Source organism: Candidatus Nomurabacteria bacterium, assembly GCA_023898645.1.
Lineage (GTDB): Bacteria > Patescibacteriota > Saccharimonadia > Saccharimonadales > Saccharimonadaceae > UBA2112.
The window spans coordinates 710,075-728,134 of the sequence record CP060232.1; the positions used below are offsets into that span (position 1 = coordinate 710,075).

The window sequence follows — 18,060 nt, forward strand, 5'->3', positions numbered from 1 at the left end:
ATAGTATTTGTAAAATATCTCACTGTTTTTTAAGCGCACTACGGCATACTGGGGACATAACCGACGCCAAAGTCGGACAAAAAAATTCGAAATGAATAATTAATGAGGAGGCATCATGGACACGAATAAGACTACATACCTCAGCAAAAAAGGTATGAAAGATCTAAAAAAAGCAGTCGAGCAACTCGAACGGGATCGTCGACAAACGATCTTGGAACTGCACGAACAAGACAAGACAGATGGTCACGAGGAGCGGCTTGCCCGTATAGAAAAACTAGCAAAACTAGACTCAATTGAACAAGACCTTATCGAAAAGCAGACGCTTCTCGCTACGGCAAAACCATACCCACACCGCAAAGACAGCCATGTCGACATCGGCTCAGTCGTCGAGCTTATCAATGCCAGCGGTAGACGATTTATTTACACGATCGTTGACAGCATTGAAGCAGACCCTAGCGATGGTCGCATCAGCGCCGCAAGTCCGCTTGGCCAAAGCCTGATGGGTAAATCAATCACCGACACCGTAAACTGGGGTGACGCAAAAAAGAACAAGCTTCAACTAGTTCGCATATCTTAATCGTAACGTAAAATCTATCCCCAGAAACAACCCCTTATCATAGGGGTTGTTTCATATTTCTACGCCGGCTATTGCCAATACGCTTATGCAGGACTATAGTGAAACCACCTAGGGGGATCGCATGAGTGAGTACAACAAGCGTGTAGAACCGAATATATACGAAACTATAGCCCCGGAAATGCGTTTTATTAATATCGCTACTATTATCCTGGAGAAAATCGGCGAGTCACCACCCGAAAGCGGCGGATCGGTCAAATTCGCCAGGTGGCCGAACAGTCTAACGGGCGACCATTACAAACTCCAAGCGGCTGCCCAAATTGGCATGTGGGGCGAGTCAAGAATTCTATTTATGCTGGATCATTTCTCTCCTGAACTGCCTTCAAACGTACCAAAGAATCGTTATTACGCACACACAGATGGCGAGAGTATGGGTTCGATAAAAATTACCGACGGAAAAAACAAAGAAAAGGTACTGAACGACACCGAAAGGCGAGAAGCCATACGGTTTATCCTTAACGCTTTGACGGACGCCGCACCGGAAGATGCCGCCAAGATTTTAAAAAATACTTTTGAAAATCGATTCGAAGGACTCGCGGGAGACTACGTGCTCAGCGAGCTAGCCCTACAAAAGCCAACGCCTCAAATTGACGAGGCATTGATAAACACGGCATATACAAACCACGAAAACCATATCGACGAAGTTAAAAAAGATGAATTAAAAAAGGCAAAGAAGCGCAAAAGAAGCGTTCTGGACTCGCACACTAAATTGCCCCAGCCAGCATACTACGAATCTGTAGAAGAAGCCGCCGCCGAGAGCCGGCGTGGCCCGACCAACAAGAACGCGTACGCACCTGTAGATGTACTTGCTGCTACAAAGCGCGCCGTTCAGGAAATGAAAGGGAAGTGGCAGCACACTATTTCATCAAACCCAGATTATCCTACAGCTTAATCAGAGGAATAACCATTCTGCGCCACTTTTGTTATACTTATGTTAATGGGTATAAGTTATCGTCAAAAAGGCTTTACAATCGTTGAACTGCTTATTGTCATCGTAGTCATCGGTATACTTGCTGCGATAGTAGTGGTCGCATATAACGGCGTTACGACCCACGCGGCGGACGCCAAAAGGTCAGATGAACTTACAAGCCTGGTAAAAGTACTTGAAATTTATCATGCAGAACACGGGGCGTACCCACTATGCGGCGCAACTGGGCCAGATACCACACACGCTCTGACGTCAGGCACAGTTAGCTCGTGTTTGGCGGACGATTTAGTACCTACATATATAAGTACAATGCCTGCCGATCCAGTTGATTCCGGCTCAAATATATATTATTACGCTGCCGGCTACCAAAAGACAGGAACTACGACCTTCGTTGGTAATAACACGGACAACTTTATACTTGGCAACAAACAAGCCACGTCGACAGGCCCGTATTATAGCGGCTGGGGGAAGAGTGACCTGACGCTACTCCTAGGCTCATAGGAACCGTATTTTTACTAAAAATTAGCAAATCCTATATAAATTATTCGTCGGAACCCCCGTTATAGGGTATAATAGTACGGCACCGATGGGGTGTCGCCAAGTGGTAAGGCACCAGTTTTTGGTACTGGCATTCGGGGGTTCGAATCCCTCCACCCCAGCCATGAAAAAAGTCCAAGGTCTTTAGGCCTCGGACTTTTTTCTATGGTGGGCCGTCAGGACTCGAACCCCCGCTTTTGCCCTGGCAAAAGACGGAGGGTTCGGCGCAGTGAACGAAGCGAAAGGAAAGCTCGAAGTATTTTCCGTCTTTTATCTCACTGTCTGCCGAAGGCATAGCACATATTATAGAAACTACCTGGATTGTCTATCTATAAGGAGACCGGGAGATGCATAAACAATTTGCGTCAATAGCTGCCGCAATCGGCATTATGGGTATCGGTCTGTCGTTGATATCACCGACATTAGCACATGCCGATGACGTGTTCGCAATATGTCCCGACGGGCATTCGGGCATCGCAACTACAGTTACGTCATGTCCTTTCGCAATGAACGTAAGACGAGCATACCTTACTCAATATGGTCCAATCGTCGTCGCGTATAGTCCAGTCACGGGCTTGACATACAACATGCAGTGTCAGTCTGGATTTATTGCAACCCTTAACAACGGTCTGACGCGAGACTCTGTCCGCTGCGTCGGTGGAAACAACGCCGTCGTCATTTTATTTTGAGATGACTGCATCGGACCACTCCGTGCTTCGTTCCCATTGGAGCAAGCACGGAGTTTTCAAATCCGTATACAATAAATTACTCGGGATACACGCATTGAATCTATCGTGAAAGATCGAATTTCTTCAGCTTCTTTTCACTCTTCGTATCGTTTCCTTGCTGAAGTTTGAGCAGCTCTGCATATATACCACCACTACTTGCTAAATCTTGTGGCGATCCTGTTTCCTTTACAGCACCACCCTGCAGGGTAACTATCTTGTCGACATTTTGTATGGTCGAAAGTCGGTGCGCGATGATCAGTGTCGAACGACCTTTCATAAGTCTCTTTAGACCCTCTTGTACCATCTGCTCGCTTTTGCTGTCGAGGCTACTGGTAGCTTCGTCTAGTATCAAAATCGGTGCATCTTTAAGAAAAGCTCTGGCTATAGCAATTCGTTGCTTTTGGCCGCCACTTAACTTTAGGCCGCGTTCTCCGATTTCGGTATCGTAGCCCTTTTCCAGTTTACTTATAAACTCATCGGCGTTGGCTGATTTTGCCGCGTCGATAACATCTTGGTCGCTAGCCTGTGGGTTGGAGTAGGCTATGTTTTCACGAATTGTTCCGCTGAACAGCGCCGCGTCCTGAAATACAACTCCGATAGCTTTGCGAAGGCTGGATTGGCTGACCTGATTTATATTTTGCCCATCGATCAGTATTGAGCCGCCTTGCGGTTCGTACAGGCGCAACAGTAGGCTAGTAATCGTCGTTTTGCCTTCGCCACTTTCGCCAACTAAGGCCACTTTGGTATCAGGTTCTATACTGAAATTGAGGCCAGACAATACCGGCGACTTGTCATAGGAAAAACTAACATCGTCAAATTCGATTAATGCTTGTTTTACAGTAAGCTTCGTGGCGTCGGGCTTGTCGGTGATTTCCGCTTCTAAATCCATAACCTCGAAATAATCTTTGGTATTTGATACTGCGCGCTGAGATTGATCAACCAAAAAACTAATGGAGAAAATAGGCACTCGAATGAGCATCGCATATTGAATCAATAGGACCATCGTGCCGATTGTATAGTGACCATTCGCCGTTTCGACAAAAATATACACAAAGACGCCAAGAAAAATAATGTTAAGCACCAGTCGTCTGTATATGTCTTGTCGATGCCAAAACAGACTTTGAGGACTCGTTGTTTTTACAATCTTGTCAAAACGTTTGCGAAAAAAGGCTATTTCGGCAAGTTCTCGAACAAAGCTTTTCACCACTCGTACTTGACCGATAGCTTCATTAAACCTACCGCTAGCTATGTCGTTTTGTTCGTTAATTTCAGTCTGGTAATTTTGCCACTTCTTGCTTGATTTTGCGGTAAACAATATAAAAATCGGGTAGAGCGTAAACAACATTAACGCTACTGGCCACGAATAGTAGGCGACGACGATGAGTGAAAAAACTGTGCCAAAAATAAACTGTAAAAAGTTGTTGCTCATCATCTGCATGAAGTTACTTATTTGACTGATGCCGCGACTCATGCGATTTATAATCTTCCCAGTTAATTCCGTGTCGAAATAACTTTGTGGCAATTCAAGCAAGTGTTCGTAGTAGCGTATACTGAAGTACCTTTGAAGCTTTGCCGACATCATGTCGCCAAGGTAACCACTAACATTGCTTAGTAGCGTCTGCGCTACGTCTGTCACGAATATAAGGATTGCGAAAATCGCCACCAACTCCACGTTAGTGTGACCATGGCCAAGACCGCGGGTGATTTCGTCGATGGCTCCCTTCGTAAACAAAGGCTGAAGCTGGCTTATGATAGCTAGAACAATTGTGAACAATGATATGCCGACATAATATCGCCATAGCGAACGGCTAAATCGAATAATGCGTACAATTTCTTTCATTATATTAACTATATCGCACTTGAGTCTAAATAAATCCCGGGGACCTACAAAATGAACATATTATTAGTAGATAAGCATAAAATATGACGTAAACTGCGAAGATATGAGGGCTTGACCTTCTTATTTTTTTCGACCATACTGCATATGCTAGACAATCCCTAGACTTCAGTGTAGAATCGCGTTTCGGAAAGCTGAATAATTTAATCAGCATTAAGTCTTATGAAAGGCCGCGTAATCGGTATGAAAGACACTCGATCCCCCAGGGGGCAATCTAAAAATAAAAAAGTGCAAAAAAAGTCGAAGCTACCGTTACACCTAACTCTCGTTATCGGTGCCATAGGTGTTGTATATGGCGACATCGGTACGTCACCACTCTATGCAGTAAATACGGTATTTTTTGGCATGGGAAACACTGCCGCAACTCACAACAATATCCTCGGCGTGATCAGCTTGATGTTCTGGCTACTAACGACGGTCGTTGCATATAAATACATCTTTTTCGTCCTACGCGCCAACTACCAAGGAGAAGGCGGCGTTTTTGCGCTTCATGAACTTATAGCCAAAATTAGAAAAAAGGGCACTCCTATACTGCTCCTGTTACTCGTTTTTGCCGCAGCGCTGCTACTCGGCGACGGGGTAATTACACCTGCGATTTCGGTGCTCTCGGCTGTAGAAGGTTTAAATATAGCTACAGACGTGTTCGAACCATTTATCATACCAATTACACTGGCAATCCTAGCCAGTCTTTTTATGATCCAGCGAAAAGGGACCGCCAAAGTAGGCATGCTTTTTGGTCCGATAGTTGTTTTATGGTTTGTAATCATCGGCAGCCTAGGCCTGACTCAAATCATAAAAACGCCCGACATACTATGGGCCCTCAATCCTTTACATGCAGTCATGTTTGCTGAGCGCGTCGGCCTGTTTCCGTTCCTAGAAGCCATGGGCGCGGTAATGCTAGTCGTCACCGGCGCAGAAGCCTTGTATGCCGACCTAGGGCACTTTGGCAAACGTCCCATACGACAAGGCTGGTTTTACTTGGCGTATTGGGCACTAGTGCTGAATTATCTTGGGCAGGGAGCTTATCTACTTAGCGGACAGACGGTATACAACAATAACATTTTCTTTAGCATGGTACCTCATGTTGCATTATCGGCAGCACAATCTGCTCAATTGCCGTACTGGTTGGCAGAGCTCATCTTACATGCGCCGCTCTACGGTATGGTGGCACTGGCTACGGCAGCTACGATTATCGCCAGTCAGGCTTTGATTACAGGAGCCTTTTCGTTAGCTTCGCAGGCAATAGCATTGGAACGAGCACCTCGCTTAAACATCATTCATACAAGCCCGCACCATGCTGGTCAGATATACATACCCGTGATCAACTGGTTGCTGCTTTTCGGCTGCGTCACCATGGTGCTCATTTTTAAGAGTAGTGGAAATCTTGCCTCAGCATATGGACTGACCGTTGCCGGCGTAATGGTTTGCACGACTTTAGCCATGTTTCAAGTTGCTCGATTTCACTGGAACTGGCGCAGATATAAAGCTTTGTTAGTATTTGGTAGTTTTCTTTTGATCGACATCACTATCTTCAGCGCCAGCACACTCAAATTCCTCACTGGCGGCTATGTCCCAGTTATTATCGCTGTCTCCCTCTTTACGCTCATTACTTTCTGGCACTGGGGACGTACATTTATGCACGGTGCACATACCGGCTACATTTCTTATGCCTCACAGAAAGACATACGCTGGCTGGCAGACGTCAAAAAACGCCTGGCTGTCGGACGCGAACTGACCGATCGTCCGCGCCGTTTAGTCGAAATAGATCGGTCAATTGTGTTTCTGGTCTCCAAACCCGTGAACTCTCTCGACAGCACCGTTCCTGTCCTCTTACGTATATTCATGAAGAGGAACGGAGGACTACCACGTCATATTGTCTTGCTAAACATAAAGCAAGAAAAGCAACCATTTATCAATCAAAACAAGCGAATAAGGGTGACAGACTTCGGAGAGAATATCTATGGGGTCGAGGCATTATTCGGGTTTATGCAAAATCCTGACGGGATTAGTATATTAAGAGATCTAAAAAAGAATCACTTGATGGGCCCTGAACTACACCGCTGCATCGTCGAGGCTTCCGAAGAAGAGATTTTCATAGGACCGAATGCCCGATTCGTAGACAAGACACGCATTCATATATACAAAATGTTCGAAGCTATCACTCAACCGGCGTATCACTATTTCAAATTCGACACCAAACCAGGACTTTCAAAAACTGTCATACCAATACTACTAGGTAAAAACGGGTGGAGAATTGATATTCCCGAGTACGCGCTCGAAGAAGACGAAGAACGGATCGATCCTGACACTAGAGAAGAAACAGACCTGCGGTACGGCCGCTTTGCCGGATAAACCACTAACTTGTCTGTGCACAAATAAGATCTGCGGTTGCCAATAGTAAAACGGGGTCGTATACTGCGGGTACAAGGTATTCACAAGAATGAATGGCGAAGTACCATATCAGGCGCACGAATACGGTAACGGCGATAACGAAGAAGTTGTTGCACTCGTAGCTGGTTTTAATGGGCCGTTGACCGATCTGGAGCAGGCCGCAATTGATATAGTACACACCGGCCGCGACGCAGTCGTCTACACATATGACAAACGTATACTTCTAGCCGGTCAAAGTAATCTTCTTCCAGAATTTATTGAAACTCTACACGAAGATTTCACCACGCGCACAGCGGAATATTCACGGCATCGCTACGGCGGCGTAAGCCTAGGCGGCGCGATTGCTATAGGCATGCAAAAAAAGGACGAACATCCGGAGCATGGACTTTACGCGGCCACCGGAATCAATGCTGCCGAGCTAGTTATGAGGCACCACTTGTTTCGCGCCTTAATCATGGCAACGCACTGTATTGATATTCGAAAAATGTTCGAAAAAAACGGTCATACGTTAGGTGATTTAAAGGAGCGATGGCAACACATCCAAATGCCGCCCGAGACGTCGTTCACCGTCGTGCTTGGCGGCATGGACTATATAGTACAGCAGCGAAAAATGATTCGTGAATTGAAATCGTGGCAAGAGAAAAATGATAAAGTACGAATTATCCGCAAGCCCTGGCTCGGTCACAACGGCACTATCAAATGGTTCAACAACAACGCCGCCACCTTGCTCGAACCCAAACTAACAGATTCATAAATCGATACATTTAAAATACCGGACTAGACTAATCACTGGCGTGTGGGTACAATGCAACTAACTCATGTCCGTGGAAAAATACCCAAGACCGACATTTACCGAAGATGACCTGCCGCTCAACGACCAGCAGCTCAGCGAGCGTGAAACCTGGATGATGGAAGTCGGCAACTGGCGCGAAGACCATTCGATTCCTTCTGTTGGTGAACATTACCGCTACATGTGGAAATGGGATTCACTCAAAGCAGCAGTGATCAACGCGAGACGTAACGATCCTAGTAGGGCCGCGACAGAACTTATAACACTGGAGCGTTATCGCGACACCTTGACTGGATTTATGCCGAATAAAATTTTTGCTACTGCAAAACATAAAACATGGCGCGATTATCCTGAAGCGTGGAATTTTAACAACAACAAGATCGGTACAAGCTACTCTCAGCCGCCAATTGAAGCATGGGCCGCCATAGAAACATACAAAAGTTTTGTCAGGGTGGATCAAAAAGACAATGGGCTGAAGTTTCTGCAGTCAATTTATGGCTATATTGACGAAAACAATCATACCGGCCTTCAAGGCGAACATGCGTATTTTATCGACCATAGACAAAACAGCTCAAATGATAGACTTATCGGAATCGTCCACCCGAACGAAACCGGTCGTGATAGCGACGAGGCAAACAAGCCGTGGCTGACACGAAATAAAAACCTAGGCAAAAGCGCACTACACGAATGGCTACATATGCAAAAACTTGGCTGGGACCTAGGCAGACTAGGCCGTGATCCTCGAAAACATAGAGTAGACTGGATACCCAAACAAGTACGGCAAAAGTATTGGGTTAATGACGTAATGTTTAATGCTATGCACGCGAATAATATGCGCTACCTTGCAGACATTGCAGACATACTCTCTGTACATCAGCCCACGAAATGGAGCAGAGAACAATATGCTTTAGACAGCGAGAAGTATCGCCTCATCGCAAATGAAGTCGAACATGAAATATTAAATCGTATGTGGGACGACAGAAAAGAGTTTTTTTACAATTTGGATGAAAACGGAAATCAAATACATGTTCCATCAATCACGGGTCTTTTTCCTTTATTGTTAGAAAATATTTCCGACGACCACATTGCTGCTTTGCTCGATAAACTTGAAGATTCAGAATGGTTCGCGTCGCCATACCCCATTCCAACTCATGCTGTGTGCAGCGAATTTTATGACCCGGATCCTGAGAAATTTAAGGGGACATTCACGCCTCAGTGGAGCGGGCCAGTATGGCTGGACACAAACCACCTCATTGTCGAAGAAGGGCTCGTGCCAAGGATTGAAATTCTCGCCGACCCTGGTCGTACTCACGCCAGCCATTTGCTTGCAAAACGTGCGCTTGAAACTGCGGGTATTATCAAAAACAAAACGAAAGAATTACTTGCGAATAATCTAAAATCTATGGAATATTATTCGTCGGTCACAGGAAAGGGCCAAAGGGTAACAGACTTCATGTGGTCAAACATAGGTCTTCATTTTGAAAAATATGATGCCATAAACGAAGAGCCTGAGGAAACATAGTGAAATCAATTAACTACAGTATAAACGTGTCCGTTTTGTTATACTGATTAGATAATCACAAGGAACTAACGTGCGCTTTATATTTTACGGAATCATCATCACGATCGTATCGACACTCATACTGCATCATGTTTTTGGCGTAGGCAAGCCAAAAGACGATCAAGACGACAGCAAAGACTAGAAGTAAGTTTAACTATAAACTACATAAATGTGACGCACGACACTATCTATTTTTTCGTGCTAGAATTTACAGTCACGTATATTTGCTTTGCTATAAAATGTATAGTAATATGAAAATATACATATAATTCTTAGTTCGGAGGGAAACATGAAGGCAGCGCAAATTAATGACTATGGCGACTCGTCATCAATCCAGATAAATGAAGCTGAAAAACCCACGGTTACAGACGACAAAGTGCTTGTTGAAGTTGGTGCTGCTGGCCTGAATCCATTTGATCTAGCCGTTTTAGCCGGCTTCGCAAAGTCTATGGCGCCACTTGTTTTTCCTGCAACGCTTGGCCAAGATTTCGCCGGCACCATCGTTGAAGTAGGTGCTAATGTTAGTAACTTCGCAATAGGAGATCGTGTATACGGTACAGCCAACGCCATGTTCGGAGGAAGCGGTGCATTCGCCGAATTTACCCTAGCCGACGTGTCAAATATCGCTCACACACCCGACGAACTTAGCGATGTCGAAGCAGCGTCACTTCCGACGGCAGGAATCAGCGCGCTACAAGCAATCGACACGATGAATGTGCAAAACGGCAACAATGTATTTATAAATGGCGGTTCAGGTGGCGTCGGATCAATCGCAATAGAAATTGCAAAATCCCGTGGAGCCCACGTAGCAACGACAGTCTCAGGTGTTAATATTGATTACACAAAGTCACTTGGCGCCGATGAAGTAATAGATTATAAAACTGTGCTGTATTCAGATGTTATCCATGATTACGACTCACTTTTAAATAACGTGCGCAGCAACGATAATGACAAGCTTTTGAGAACATTGAAAAAAGGCGGAGTCGCCGTTTCACTCGTCGGACCATTTGACGAGGACTTGGCAAAAAAACTCGGCGTAGCTACATCAGCTCAAATGACACACATAAACAACGAGTCATTGACTAAGCTGGCGCAGCTGATAGATCAAGGCGTTGTCCATGCAACAATCGACAGAACTTTGTCGCTCAATCAAATCAAAGATGCCTACGACGCACTCGCAAACGAATCGATCAGAGGAAAAATCGTTATTTCCATACGATAATTTCGTATGTTGAATATTTCACCGTAATACCTCCTTAGAATTGCTACGCTACAAAGTAGAGGTGTACCTTTGATGTGTCATAAAAATCATCAGGGTACATAGTACTTTTCCAAACTACAGCACGACAACACGCAATCAGAAAGGTATCTTGATGCGCTTCCGGAAAAACACGGAAACGACCATATCGGGACCAGTATTCTACGATGCCAAAGGCAAACGCTGGCATCGTGTCATGGAAAGCTTGCTTATCATGACCATTGTCATAGCAGCAGCGACATACTGGGCTGCGCCCCAGGCATTAGCGCCCCTTTGGAAGGAGTCGCTACATCAGGGCAACGGATTTCCGCGACAGCTCGCACATTCGTCAGAGCTAAAAAATATTCCCATACTCGGAACAGGCGACGGTGAAGTCTTGACTCGTATCGTTCGAGTCGAAAAGGATGGCGATACAGTCAACCTCATCGACCCCTTTACTGGCAACGTTTTGCGAACGGCACAACCTGGAGAAGATGAAGAAATCGGCAATAGTAAATACGCCCTTGACCACTTCGGGCAACCCGCAGACCATCAACTAATGCTGACGTTCGACGACGGACCCAGCGCCCGTTACACACCGGAAATACTGGATGTACTCGCCAAAGAGCACGTGCCAGCAACATTCTTTATGGTTGGAGCCAACATTGCAAAGAATCTGGACGTATTCAAGCGTGTCATCCGAGAAGGTCATATGGCGGGCAACCACACACTGTTTCATATTGATTTCGACAAGCACTCGGATATCCGAAATCGTGAGGAGCTAATTGCTACCGATCGCATAATGCGAGCGGGCGCAAACTACTCGTCACGGCTATTTCGTATGCCTTATGGAGATCCGGATAAAAATGCATTAGCAATGCTCCAGTCTCAACAACTAGGCTACATTCATGTCGACTTCGATCTTGATACGAAGGACTGGTCATATCCGCCTGGAGCAGACATTCCTGTTCCGCCGCTAGACGGCAAAGGGCATGTCGTTCTAATGCATGATGGCGGCGGAGACCGATCGTCGACTGCCATTTTGCTTGAAAAATTCATCCAGGAAGCGAAGCGACAAGGTTACACCTTTAGCACGATTGCGCCGCTATTGCCCGAGGGATATGTCCCTACTCACGGAGTAGCGCCGACTACTGCCGACCAAACAACACTACGAACGGTTCAGGTGTTTTGGGTCATTCCTAACAAAATGCTCGGATGGCTATTTTGGTTCGGAGTAGGGTCGCTGTCTATCATGTCAGTGCTTTATCTGACACTAGCGCTCGCCAACAACCGTCGTCAGCACAAACGTAATTGGGTTAAAACACTCGACCATCATATGCCACATGTTAGTGTCGTCATGGCAGCATACAACGAAGAGAAGGTGATACGAAAAACCCTTAATACGCTACGCGCTAGCAACTACCCGCAGTCCAAGCTTGAGGTAGTTGTCGTCAATGACGGCTCAAAGGACGGCACTCAAAAAGTGCTCGATGATTATGCGAGAAAATGGCCACAGCTTAAAGTGGTTCATCAGCCAAACGCTGGCAAGTCGTTTGCCATAAATAATGGCATATCACATGCGAGGCCAGAGTCGAAAATCATCGTGACTCTCGATGCAGATACGTTGTTTGAACCGCAAACAATCCGTCTGTTGGTGCGACACTTCGTCAAGAAAAGTCACCGTCAGGATTCTAAGCCAGTTGGCGCGGTCGCAGGCCACGTGAAAGTCGGTAATCGTCGTAATATCATTACAGCATGGCAAAGCCTGGAATACATTTCAGGAATTTGCGTGACACGATTAGCGGAAGGAGCTATGGGTGCAATTGCTATAGTCCCCGGCGCATGTTCCGCCTGGAGCCGTCGCGCGTTAGAGCAAATCGGTGGGTTGTCAGAAGATACGTTAGCCGAAGATGCTGATGCAACTCTTCAACTACATCAGCTTGGGTACAGCGTGCTCCAAGAAAACACTGCCGTTGCTTACACTGAAGCGCCGGAATCAATCCGCACTCTGGCGAAGCAACGGTTGCGTTGGACTTACGGCAACGTCCAAGTACTTTGGAAGCATCGTTCGATGTTGATGCGACCAAAGTATGGGATGCTCGGGATGATTGCGCTACCATATGCGCTATTGTCTTTGATCGTTCCACTAATCTTCCTACCGTCGACGGTCATCGCAGCTGTCATCGGCTTGGCAAACGGTAACTGGCATAGCGTCGTGCTGTTCGCGGTATTTGTAATGACACTCCATATGGTCATATCGATTGTTGCGATAGTAGTAGCTCGAGAGCGAGCATGGCATCTACTAATCGTACCGATCTATCGACTTATCTATGAGCCACTAAGAGCATACCTTTTGTACGCATCCTTATTACGGATACTACGAGGTACAGCTGCCAAGTGGAACAAGCTGGAGCGTCTTAACAGTGCCGCACTACAATCCCGCAGTAAGCTACCAGTAGCATCATAACCTGCGGGCGGGGCTTGCATGGCTAAAACCATGTAAGCCCCTTTTTCTATGCAAATAAAACGACAAGGGTGTATTATAGCCTCAATGACCGAGGCGTTATCAATTTCCGTAGACATAGACTCTAAAGAAAACAACAGGTCATTCGATGTGCTCGAGACTTTATGTAATCCTGAGTTTGTTCAAGCATGGATTGACGCTGAAAAACATCTCAACGCCTTGTCGGCAAACAAGTCGGAACGACTAGATCAGCACCTTGACGAATACAAATTAAAACTAAATCAGCTGCTCGAAGCCGATGAACTTATCTACCATCCGGCCGTCGCAACAGGTGCAGCGTATGCCATCGGCAAGAGCGGCTTAGACAAGTTTTATTTACACGACAAGATTACCCTCGACAACGTAGCATTACGGTACGGCGGTATCGATTTTGCCCCCATCCAGAACAGAAATGAAATTAAATATTGTGCCGCTTTTCAATTACTGCCGCTCAGTCAGTCAAATGATACGCACCATTATTGCGCGCCAATCGAAGACATTACCAAGCTTGAATTGCCAGACCATCAAGTCCCAGATTTCAACCCGAATCAAATACAGAATGTTCTCAGAAATATATTGAATGACAGCAAACATTTTCGAGAAGATGAATCATTCAAGGCGAAAACACGAATGGAAAGAATGGTAGAAATCGAGGAAATGGCAATGAGATATACTGATGAACTGTCCTCCTTTATAAATCAGTACGTGCCTCTCTTGATAGATACAGACCGCTACGCCACATACAGCCCGGCTCTATCAAAAAAAGCCGACAATCGTACGCAACAAAATAAAGACCCACGAAGTCGTCATATTATTTCAGGGTGTTTAGTAGAAGTTACCTTCAGAACGCTTCAAGCGCTCAACCCGAATGTAGCACCTCTACTCGTCATCAATAACACTGAAAATGGAACCACGTACGAAATGCCGCTCGATGCAACACTCGAGCATTTCATACCGCTGCATACTACTGTTTACCGTTAATGTCGTGGCCGCCGAATTTGGCACGCATGGCAGCAAGAAGCTTTGTCGCAAAGTTAATCTCACCGTTTTGCGATTCTAGGCGAACGTCAAATGACGCTTGAATTGCCGGCATTGGAATGTCCAGCTCCTTAGCCGTTTCTAGTGTCCAGCGAGCTTCGCCAGACTCGGCAACAACGCCGCTAATTCCATCTAATTCGGGGTTTTCATGTAAGGCCTGACGTGTCAGGTCATTGAGCCAACTAGTAACAACGCTCGACTGCTGCCAGACATCTCCAGCTGCTGCCAAATCTAAGTTAGGGTAGGGACCTTCGCGAAGTACACGATAGCCCTCTGCCAGAGACTGCATCATACCATATTCAATTGCGTTATGGACCATTTTGACAAAGTGACCAGTACCGTTTTCGCCAAAATGCGCATGACCGCCACGTGGCTTGGCAAGTGTATCGAGCGCAGGTACGACAGTTTCGTAGGCATCCTGGTCGCCGCCAACCATCATCGAGAAACCATTTTCAAGGCCCCACACGCCGCCACTGGTGCCGATGTCGAGTAGTTGACTGCCCGCAGCCGAAACTCGCTCAGCACGTGCCTTGTCGCCACGATAATCGCTATTGCCGCCGTCGATGATGACGCTGCCTTTGGGCAAAATTTGCAGCCATTCATCAATCTTGCTATCGATAACGTCTGCCGGAAGCATAATCCAAAGTACTACTGGCTCGCCGTCGAACGCATCGATGACGTCTTGATCCGCGTAGGCTGGCAACGCGCCGTACTCTTTCGCTTCATCAACTTTTTCAGCGCTTCTATTGTGCGCCACGACGGTGTGTCCGTCATCATATAGTTTTCGAGCGATTTGACCGCCCATTCGTCCGAGTCCCGAGATTGCAATTTTCATATAAACTATTGTATCACTTGCGACGTAATATTAACGCGGTACGCGTAGGAAGGTACAGCTTTATTCGATCGTCGGCAACATATGTCATCAAGACATCTAATCTATCAAAACCTCCAAACGCCGGATTATCAGTTGAGAGTACGACTTCATACTCGCCGCTAGGCACCCTTATGCCGTAATCAGTGAATGATTTTGTTGGGTGGAAATTATAGACGAATAATAAATCACCACGCATAAATGCAAGAACGTGATCGCCGTCATTTGTCAGCACATACTCCGCATCGCCTTGCACTTCCTGAATAACCCGGAGCATAGATTTGTCAAAATCAGCGAGATAATGATATTTCAATTTTTGATCGTCTGCCAAGCTCCATTGTCGTCGCGCGTATTTATACGACCAGTCGTTGCCCTCGCGCGGGAAATCAATCCATTCAGGATGGCCGAACTCATTCCCCATAAAATTCAAATACCCGCCATGATGCATACTTGCAGTTAATAGCCGAATCATTTTGTGGAGCGCCAAAGCTCGATCGATGTTTATATTTTCATCATCAACCATCATATGGTCATATATATCTTTATCAGCTAAGCGAAACACCAGCGTCTTGTCGCCAACAAGTGCCTGATCGTGACTTTCCGTATAATTAATCGTTTTCTCCTCGGGTCGGTGCTGATTGAGTTCATGAAACAATTCAGACACATGCCACTGCTCGTCCTTTTTTTCTTTGACATATTTGATCCACAAATCCGGAACACCCATGCTCAAGCGATAATCGAAGCCAAAGCCTCCATCCTTAATTGGCGCAGCGAGACCCGGCATGCCACTCATGTCTTCGGCAATCGTCAACGCGCCAGGTTTCACTTTATGAATCAGTTCGTTTGCCAGTGTTAGATACGCCGCGGCATCCGCATCGGTATCCTGAAAATACATATCATAACTATCAAACGCCCGCTCTAAGCCATGATGCGTATACAACATACTCGTCACACCGTCAAAGCGATAGCCATCAACATGAAATTCGTCCAACCAATACCGACAGTTGCTCAACAGAAAATGCACCACTTCAGACTTGCCATAATCAAACACGCGAGAATCCCATTGACTATGATGGCCTCGATCGCCCTCATGAAAGAACTGTGTCAACGTTCCATCATAGCGGCTAATGCCTTCATTTTCGTTCTTAACGGCATGCGAGTGAACGATATCCATGATGACGCGAAGCCCGGCCCGATGAGCCGCATCAACCAATGCTCGAAAATCATCTGGCGTACCGAAACGTGAACTTGGCGCAAAAAAGCTCGAGACATGATAACCGAAACTACCATAGTAGGGATGTTCGGCAACCGCCATTAACTGAATGGTGTCGTAACCAGCGGCTTTAATTCGCGGGATGATTGTTTTTGTAAATTCCTTATAGGTGCTGACGGTTTCTTTTTCGCTACTCATACCCACATGCGCTTCATATATACGCGGTAAGCCAACTGACGGCACGAAGTTTACATCATGCCATTGATACGGTTTTGTCGGCTCCCATACTACTGCGTCAAATAATTTCGTAGCAGGATCTTGCACGACATACGTCGCCCACGCCGGTATACGATACCCATTTCCGCCATTCCAATGCATATGTAGTTTGTAATGGTCGAGATGGTTCAGGGCAATCGCGGGCAATCGCAGCTCCCACTCTCCGTGCTCTTTTTTCTCAAACGCATAAGCAGGGTCGTCTCTCCATTTTGAAAAATCACCATGTAAATATAGTTGCGTTGCGGCAGGAGCCCATTCTCGCAGCACCCAGCCATTGTTTGTACGATGCAGTCCGAAGTACTGATACCCAAAAGCAAAACCGCTGACGGATCTCCCATCAAGAATCCGCTTGGCGTAGCTAGCGGCGTACTTCAATCGGGCCTGCAATTTGCTACGGTACGGAGCAAGCCATGGGTCGACCGTCGAAAGACGCTCGTCGGCAGGAAAATAAGGTGAAGTCATTAGCTTTATGATACCACGCAAGACGCTCGACAAAAGCAATGCCCGTGGCACGCGGCCACGGGCAAATACTCTATCCGCTTATTTAGCGATACTCTGGTGGAATTGGTACCAGTGTTGCACCCTGAGGTACTGGAATTGTACCGTCATACACTAGGTAGGTGACACCGTTCTCTGTAAATGCCTCGTCTGGCACTTCGCTAGGACTGATGACGCGGTGATTTTGGATGTTAAGACCATCGTTGATGATCTTGCCGATATCACCGGCAGCGTTAGATGCCCATACATCATTCGCATCAAGCTTTTCAACCGTACCAGGGACCGGTGGAGTCTCTTGTATACCAAGAGAATCTGTGATGGGTTTAAACGATTGCGCTATAGGGCTTGCCAAAATTCCTGCAGAGCCGTTACCGTCACCAGAATTCATGACGTTGACGTAAATACCTTGGTTAGCCAAGTCAGCCGCTGCTCCGTTGGTTACAAAGGCGCCTTCAGAAAAGCCGTAAAGTGTGATGTCGGCACCTGAATGTGCATAGACACTAGCCTCAACCGCACTGATTCCCATAGCAACAGACTGATTCGTTGGAACATTACCGACAATTGGACCCATCTGCGCAGGGTAGTTCACGTCAATAACCTCTTCACCCTGATACAATGTTCCGTTGTTCCATAGTTCATGCTCAAGTCCCTGACTAGTACCGTCTCCAGCACCGCCGACGATAATTGCAACATCGTAACCACTAGCTTGTGCAACACCTTCACTCATGAACAGACCTGCGCCAACTGCGGTAAGACCAACAGCGAGAGCTCCCACGCACTTCTTTAATGTGAGCCTCTTTTCGTTATCACTCTTCTCAGCAAAATTGCTAAGATTATTCGTTTCGCCAGCTGATATGATCTGCCTTGGCATAATACAAACCCCTATTCCGCCCCCCCAGTTATTCGTTGTGAAGTGAGCATATTATACTATTGCATCAATGTCAATATTATAATTATT

At 46.3% G+C, this 18,060-nt stretch carries 14 protein-coding genes and 1 tRNA gene; 11 read left to right on the forward strand and 4 right to left on the reverse strand.

Translation table 11 applies throughout. The annotated features are described in order from the left end of the window. Positions 1-115: 115 nt before the first annotated feature. The 5 genes from H6797_03665 (at position 116) to H6797_03685 (ending at position 2,788) form a co-directional block, all read left to right on the forward strand. On the forward strand, positions 116-577 hold the full coding sequence (locus H6797_03665; GenBank protein USN96150.1) for a GreA/GreB family elongation factor: 462 nt from the start codon (positions 116-118) through the stop codon (positions 575-577). 121 nt (positions 578-698) lie between these two features. Next, positions 699-1,526, forward strand: a complete 828-nt coding sequence (locus H6797_03670) for a hypothetical protein (protein ID USN96151.1) — start codon at positions 699-701, stop codon at positions 1,524-1,526. 45 nt (positions 1,527-1,571) lie between these two features. Further along, positions 1,572-2,063, forward strand: a complete 492-nt coding sequence (locus H6797_03675; GenBank protein ID USN96152.1) for a prepilin-type N-terminal cleavage/methylation domain-containing protein — start codon at positions 1,572-1,574, stop codon at positions 2,061-2,063. An 86-nt stretch (positions 2,064-2,149) separates the two neighbouring features. Beyond that, positions 2,150-2,224: transfer RNA gene (locus H6797_03680), tRNA-Gln, on the forward strand. 222 nt (positions 2,225-2,446) lie between these two features. Continuing rightward, on the forward strand, positions 2,447-2,788 hold the full coding sequence (locus H6797_03685; GenBank protein USN96153.1) for a hypothetical protein: 342 nt from the start codon (positions 2,447-2,449) through the stop codon (positions 2,786-2,788). Between the two features lie 100 nt (positions 2,789-2,888). Here the strand turns inward: H6797_03685 and H6797_03690 are convergent, their stop codons facing one another. Next, positions 2,889-4,667 carry an ABC transporter ATP-binding protein gene (locus H6797_03690; GenBank protein USN96154.1) on the reverse strand — a complete coding sequence of 593 codons (1,779 nt, stop codon included), beginning with the start codon at positions 4,665-4,667 and terminating at the stop codon, positions 2,889-2,891. A 285-nt stretch (positions 4,668-4,952) separates the two neighbouring features. Between H6797_03690 and H6797_03695 the strand changes: the two genes are divergently transcribed. The 6 genes from H6797_03695 (at position 4,953) to H6797_03720 (ending at position 14,187) form a co-directional block, all read left to right on the forward strand. After that, positions 4,953-7,076, forward strand: coding sequence for a KUP/HAK/KT family potassium transporter (locus tag H6797_03695; protein ID USN96155.1), 2,124 nt, complete (start codon positions 4,953-4,955; stop codon positions 7,074-7,076). 88 nt (positions 7,077-7,164) lie between these two features. Continuing rightward, a complete protein-coding gene (locus H6797_03700) occupies positions 7,165-7,869 on the forward strand; it encodes a hypothetical protein (GenBank protein USN96156.1) in 705 nt (234 codons plus the stop codon). A gap of 64 nt (positions 7,870-7,933) precedes the next feature. Next, on the forward strand, positions 7,934-9,427 hold the full coding sequence (locus H6797_03705) for a hypothetical protein (GenBank protein ID USN96157.1): 1,494 nt from the start codon (positions 7,934-7,936) through the stop codon (positions 9,425-9,427). Between the two features lie 328 nt (positions 9,428-9,755). Further along, entirely contained in the window at positions 9,756-10,688 is a 933-nt protein-coding gene (locus tag H6797_03710; GenBank protein USN96158.1) for an NADP-dependent oxidoreductase, read from the forward strand. A 148-nt stretch (positions 10,689-10,836) separates the two neighbouring features. Further along, complete coding sequence (locus H6797_03715) at positions 10,837-13,170, forward strand: glycosyltransferase (GenBank protein ID USN96159.1); 2,334 nt, start codon at positions 10,837-10,839, stop codon at positions 13,168-13,170. Between the two features lie 84 nt (positions 13,171-13,254). Next, positions 13,255-14,187, forward strand: a complete 933-nt coding sequence (locus H6797_03720; protein USN96160.1) for a hypothetical protein — start codon at positions 13,255-13,257, stop codon at positions 14,185-14,187. Here the strand turns inward: H6797_03720 and gnd are convergent. From gnd to H6797_03735, 3 genes are all read right to left on the reverse strand, one after another. Beyond that, complete coding sequence (gene gnd / locus H6797_03725; GenBank protein ID USN96161.1) at positions 14,171-15,079, reverse strand: decarboxylating 6-phosphogluconate dehydrogenase; 909 nt, start codon at positions 15,077-15,079, stop codon at positions 14,171-14,173. The two genes, H6797_03720 and gnd, sit on opposite strands and share 17 nt — an antisense overlap. A 13-nt stretch (positions 15,080-15,092) precedes the next feature. Beyond that, a complete protein-coding gene (locus H6797_03730) occupies positions 15,093-17,066 on the reverse strand; it encodes an alpha amylase C-terminal domain-containing protein (GenBank protein ID USN96162.1) in 1,974 nt (657 codons plus the stop codon). An 82-nt stretch (positions 17,067-17,148) separates the two neighbouring features. Next, on the reverse strand, positions 17,149-17,973 hold the full coding sequence (locus H6797_03735) for a PE-PPE domain-containing protein (protein USN96163.1): 825 nt from the start codon (positions 17,971-17,973) through the stop codon (positions 17,149-17,151). Between the last annotated feature and the right edge of the window lie 87 nt (positions 17,974-18,060).